This window comes from Dietzia sp. CW19, assembly GCF_014145265.1.
GTDB classification, from domain to species: domain Bacteria; phylum Actinomycetota; class Actinomycetes; order Mycobacteriales; family Mycobacteriaceae; genus Dietzia; species Dietzia natronolimnaea.
Genome location: NZ_JAALEE010000007.1, coordinates 1 through 4,958, shown reverse-complemented (window position 1 = coordinate 4,958; position 4,958 = coordinate 1). Strand labels below are relative to the sequence as shown.

Here is a 4,958-nt window from a genome sequence, read left to right as displayed (position 1 = left end):
CGCCAGCCGGGAGGCCTCGGCGGCGGCGGTGAAGGAGATGAAGTGCAGCAGGTTGCGGGCGAGCTTCATCCGGGTGCCCGCGCCCACCTCGCCGGCGTGGACCGGCATCGCGGCCCACAGGGCGAACACGGGCTTGCAGGCCTCGTAGACCTCGCGGGGTCCGCCCACCATCACCGCGAGCTCGCCCTTCTCGGCGCCCGGTGCGCCCCCCGAGACCGGCGCGTCCACCAGGTGCACCCCGTGGGTGGCGCACGCCTCCGCGAGCTCTACGGCCGTGGAGTCGGAGATGGTGGAGTGGACCGCGATCACCGTCCCCGGCGCCGCCGTGCCCAGGATCCCGTCGGGACCCTGGACGACGTCCCGCACCTGGGCGTCGTCGAGCACCGTCACCGAGACCAGTCGTGCGGTCCGGGCCACCTCGGCGGGCGTCGCGGCGGCGGTGGCCCCCTCGGAGACGAACGGTTCGGCGGCCTCGGGACGGACGTCGCAGACCACCAGTCCGCCGGGCCACGACAGCAGCCGCCGGGCGATGGGCGCTCCCATGTTCCCCAGCCCGATGAACCCCACGGGCGCGGGGGAGTGCTCGGGTGACCCCGGCCCGATGGGAGAGGCTCCCGGGTCCTGCCCCGCGCTGCCGGCCGACTGCCCGCTCACGACCTGATGACCTGTCCGCCGTCGACGTTGAAGATCTGGCCGGTGATCCACGACGCCTCATCCGACAGCAGGAACAACAGCATTCCCACCAGGTCCTGGGGCTGACCCATCCGCTTGAGGGGGAGCTTGTCGACCATGTCCTTGACGATGGACTGCGGGGTGGTGGTGCGGTTGGCCTCGGTGTCGATCGGGCCGGGCGCGATGGCGTTGATGCGGATGTCCGACCCGCCCAGCTCGGTGGCCAGCTGCTGGGTCAGGCCGTTGACGCCCACCTTGGCCAGGCCGTAGAAGCCGGAGTAGAGCCACGCGGCGGTCGAGGACTGGTTGACGATCGCGCCACCGCCGGCCGCCGCCATCTTCTCCCAGCAGGCGCGGACCATGAGGAGCTGGCCGTTCATGTTGACCTGCATGAACTTCTGGTAGTAGTCCCACGGCACCGTGATGAGGAAGTCGAGCTTCATGCCGCCGAAGATCGCGGCGTTGTTGACCAGCATGTCCAGCCGGCCGTACTTCTCCACGGTCGCCTCGGCGCACGCGTCGGCCGAGTCCGGGTCCGAGACGTCGGTGTGCTGGAAGAAGGCCTCGCCGCCGGCGGCGACGATCTCCGCCGCCACGCGTTCGCCCTCGGTGTCCGAGACGTCGGCCACCACGACCTTCGCGCCCTCGGCGGCGAGCGCCTTGGCGTACTCCTCGCCGATTCCGCCGGCCGCGCCGGTCACGATCACGGACTTGCCGTCAAAACGTCCCATGTCTGTATTCTCTGCTTCCTTGGTGTGGCTTGATATGGCGTGATGCGGGTGGTGGCTCGGGTGCGGGCGGCGCGTCAGGCCGGGGTGGCCACGGACTTGGTCTCGAGGTACTCCTCGAAGCCCTGGCGGCCCATCTCACGGCCGATGCCCGACTGCTTGTAGCCGCCGAAGGGCACGTCGGCGCCGTACCAGACGCCGCCGTTCACCCCGAGCGTTCCGGTGCGGATGCCCGCCACGACCCTCTCGACGCGGCCGAGGTCGGCGCCCCAGACGGCGCCGGAGAGGCCGTAGGGGGAGTCGTTGGCGATCCGGACCGCGTCGTCGTCGCCGTCGTGGGGGATGACGACGAGGACGGGGCCGAAGATCTCCTCCCGGGCCACCCGCGCGGAGTTGTCGAGTCCGGAGATCAGGGTGGGCTCCACCCAGAAGCCCTTGGCCTTGTCCTCGCCGGAGGGGCGCCCGCCGCCGATCTCGACGGTGCCGCCCTCCTCGACGGCCAGTGCGATGTACCCCTCGACCCGCTCGCGCTGCAGTTCGGAGATCAGCGGACCGCACAGGGTGCCGGGGTCGGTGGGGTCGCCCGGTGCGAAGGCCGCCATGGCGCCCTTGGCCGCCTCGACGGCCTCGTCGTACCTCTCGCGGGGCACCACCAGTCGGGTGGTGAGGGCGCACCCCTGGCCGGCGTGGGTACAGGCGTTGAGGGCCGTCATGAAGCAGGCGGCGTTCAGGTCGGCGTCGTCCAGCACGACCGCGGCGGACTTGCCGCCCAGCTCGAGGAAGACCTTCTTGAGGGTCTCCGCCGCGGCCACCATGATCTTCTTGCCGGTGGCGGTGGACCCGGTGAACGAGACGAGGTCCACGCGCGGGTCGGTGGTCAGCAGGGCGCCCACCCCGTGGTCCGAGGACGAGACCACGTTGAGCACGCCCGCGGGGATGTCGGTCTCCTCGGCGGCGATCCGGGCCACGGCCGCGGCGATGAGCGGGGTGTCGGGTGCGGGCTTGAGCACCACGGTGCAGCCCGCGGCCAGCGCGGGCCCGATCTTGGCCAGGTTGATCTGGTTGGGGAAGTTCCACGGGGTGATGGCTCCGACCACGCCGATCGCCTCCCGGCGCACCGAGCGATGGGAGCGCACCCCCATCACCTCGGACTCGCCCAGCTCCTCGACCCACTGGTAGGCGTCGACGAGGTCGGCGAGCCAGCCCAGGTCGGCCACGGGGCCCTCCAGCTGGGGCCCGGTGGTGAACATGTGGGGGGCGCCCACCTCGGCGATGGTCAGTGCGCGCAGCTCCTCGGTGTGGGACTGCAGAGCATCCCGGAGTTGCCGCAGACACGCCGCACGGAAGGCATGATCGGTGGACCACGTGGTGGTGTCGAACGCGGTTCGGGCCGCCTCGATGGCGGCGTCCATGTCCTCGGGGCGGGCGTCGGCGGCGCGGCCGATCAGGTCCTCCGTGGCGGGGTTGAGGACGTCGAACGTGCCGCCCCCGGAGGCCGGGCGCAGCTCGCCGCCGATGAGGAGCGGGGCGTCGTAGGTGGTGCTCGTCGTCACGGGGGGCCTTCCGTCGGGTGCGGGTGGACAACTGTCTAGACGATAGTCCGGCGAGTGGTGTACTGTCCAGACACATGTCCAGTGACGTTCGTTTCGAATCCACGCGAAGGCGCCTCAACGGCCAGCAGGCAGAGACCGTCGACCGCCTCACCAGCGCCGCGGTGGAGGTGTTGCGCGAGAAGGGGCCGGGCGGGCTCGCGGTCCGGGCCGTGGCCTCGAGGGCCGGCGTCGCCCCGGCCACCGCGTACACCTACTTCTCGTCCAAGGGCCACCTCATCGCCGAGGTGTTCTGGCGACGCCTGCGTGACCACGTCACCGAGGGCGCCGGCAGCGGCACCACGGTGGACAGGGTGGTGGCGGTCCTGCGGGACGTCGCGATGTTGGTCGCGGACGAGCCCGAGCTCTCCTCTGCGGTCACCGCGGCCCTGTTGGGCGACGACCCGGAGGTGTCCCACCTGAGGATCCGGATCGGCGCGGACATCCGACGCCGCCTGACGGCCGCGCTGGGTGACGAGGCCGACGACGAGGTGATCGACGCCCTGGAGATGGTCTACGCGGGCGCGCTCGTCCGCGCGGGCATGGGCTATGGCTCCTACTCCGACATGGCGGACGCCATCGAGTCCGCCGCCCGACTCATCCTGAGGTGACCTGAGACATGACCACCGCGACTCCAGCCCCGCTCGTGTTCAGCCCGTATGACTACGCCGTACACGAGGATCCGTACCCGTTCTACTCCCGGTTGCGGGCCGAGGCCCCCGTCTACCACAACCCGGATCTCGACTTCTGGGCGCTGAGCAAGCACGCCGACGTCCGTGAGGCCTTCCGTGCGCCCGACGTGTTCTCCAACGCGATGGGGGTCTCCCTCGACCCGGCGGCGTACGGACCGCACGCCTACAAGACGATGTCCTTCCTGGCGATGGACGACCCGAGGCACGCCCGGCTGCGCAAGCTCGTGAGCAAGGGCTTCACCTCCCGACGGGTCGACGCGCTCTCCGAGGGGATCGAACGGATCTCGCGGCAGTACTGGGACGAGTGCCTCGACAGGTCTCGGGACGGCGGCGAGTTCGACTTCGTCCAGGACTACGCGGGCAAGCTGCCGATGGACGTCATCTCCGACCTCATGGGGGTGCCGGAGTCGGATCGCGACGAGCTCCGCCGGCTCGCGGACCTCGTCATGCACCGCGAGGAGGGCGGTCAGGACGTGCCCGAGGACTCGATGGTCGCCGCCTTCGACCTCATCGCCTACTACCAGGGCATGGTCGCCGACCGGCGGAAGCAGCGGACCGAGGATCTCACCTCGGCACTCATCGACGCCGAGATCGACGGGGAGAAGCTGGACGAGGACGAGATCCTGTCCTTCCTCTTCCTCATGGTGGTGGCGGGCAACGAGACCACCACCAAGCTGCTCGCCAACGCGATGTTCTGGGGCCACGAGTACCCCGACCAGTCGCGACTGGTGATCGACGACCCGGAGCGGGTGACCGACTGGGTCGAGGAGACCCTGCGCTACGACACCTCCAGTCAGTTGGTCCTGCGCACCACGACGCAGGAGGTCACGGTCCGCGACGTCACCATCCCGGCCGACCAGAAGGTGCTCCTGCTCATCGGCGCGGCCAACCGCGACGAGGAGGTGTTCGAGGACTCCGGGGCCTTCCTCCTGGGCCGGGACACCTCCGCGAGCCTGAGCTTCGGCCAGGGGCCGCACTTCTGCCTCGGCGCGCACCTCGCGCGACTCGAGGGGCGGATCGCGCTCGACCAGATCTCGCGGTCCGTCACGGGGTACGAGATCCTGCCCGGCGCCGAGCGCGTGCACTCCTCCAACGTGCGTGGCTTCGCCCGCCTGCCCATGCGCGTCGAGGTCAGACGCTGATGAGCCTGAAGTTCCCACCGCAGCGGGACGCGGCCGACCGTCCCGCCCTCGTCACGGGCGCCTCCTCCGGTATCGGTCGCGCCTCCGCGGAGGCGCTGGCCGCACTCGGGCACCCCGTGGTCGTGGGGGCCCGCC

General features: G+C 70.8%; 5 protein-coding genes. 2 read left to right on the top strand and 3 right to left on the bottom strand.

Features of this window, described 5'->3' with window-relative positions:
• The 3 genes from G6021_RS00215 to G6021_RS00205 form a co-directional block, all read right to left on the bottom strand.
• The coding region (locus G6021_RS00215) for an NAD(P)-dependent oxidoreductase (protein WP_347238888.1) at positions 1 to 603 on the bottom strand (603 nt) is incomplete at its 3' end.
• 47 nt (positions 604 to 650) lie between these two features.
• Complete coding sequence (locus tag G6021_RS00210) at positions 651 to 1,403, bottom strand: SDR family oxidoreductase (protein ID WP_182640242.1); 753 nt, start codon at positions 1,401 to 1,403, stop codon at positions 651 to 653.
• 74 nt (positions 1,404 to 1,477) lie between these two features.
• Positions 1,478 to 2,953 (bottom strand): aldehyde dehydrogenase, encoded by a 1,476-nt coding sequence (locus tag G6021_RS00205; RefSeq protein ID WP_179525952.1) that lies wholly within the window; start codon positions 2,951 to 2,953, stop codon positions 1,478 to 1,480.
• A gap of 74 nt (positions 2,954 to 3,027) precedes the next feature.
• On the opposite strand from G6021_RS00205, the gene G6021_RS00200 reads away from it, so the two are divergent.
• Together G6021_RS00200 and G6021_RS00195 are read left to right on the top strand one after the other, a co-directional pair.
• Positions 3,028 to 3,600 carry a TetR/AcrR family transcriptional regulator gene (locus G6021_RS00200; protein WP_179525951.1) on the top strand — a complete coding sequence of 191 codons (573 nt, stop codon included), beginning with the start codon at positions 3,028 to 3,030 and terminating at the stop codon, positions 3,598 to 3,600.
• An 8-nt stretch (positions 3,601 to 3,608) separates the two neighbouring features.
• Positions 3,609 to 4,823, top strand: coding sequence for a cytochrome P450 (locus G6021_RS00195; RefSeq protein WP_095717621.1), 1,215 nt, complete (start codon positions 3,609 to 3,611; stop codon positions 4,821 to 4,823).
• The last annotated feature ends 135 nt before the right edge of the window (positions 4,824 to 4,958 follow it).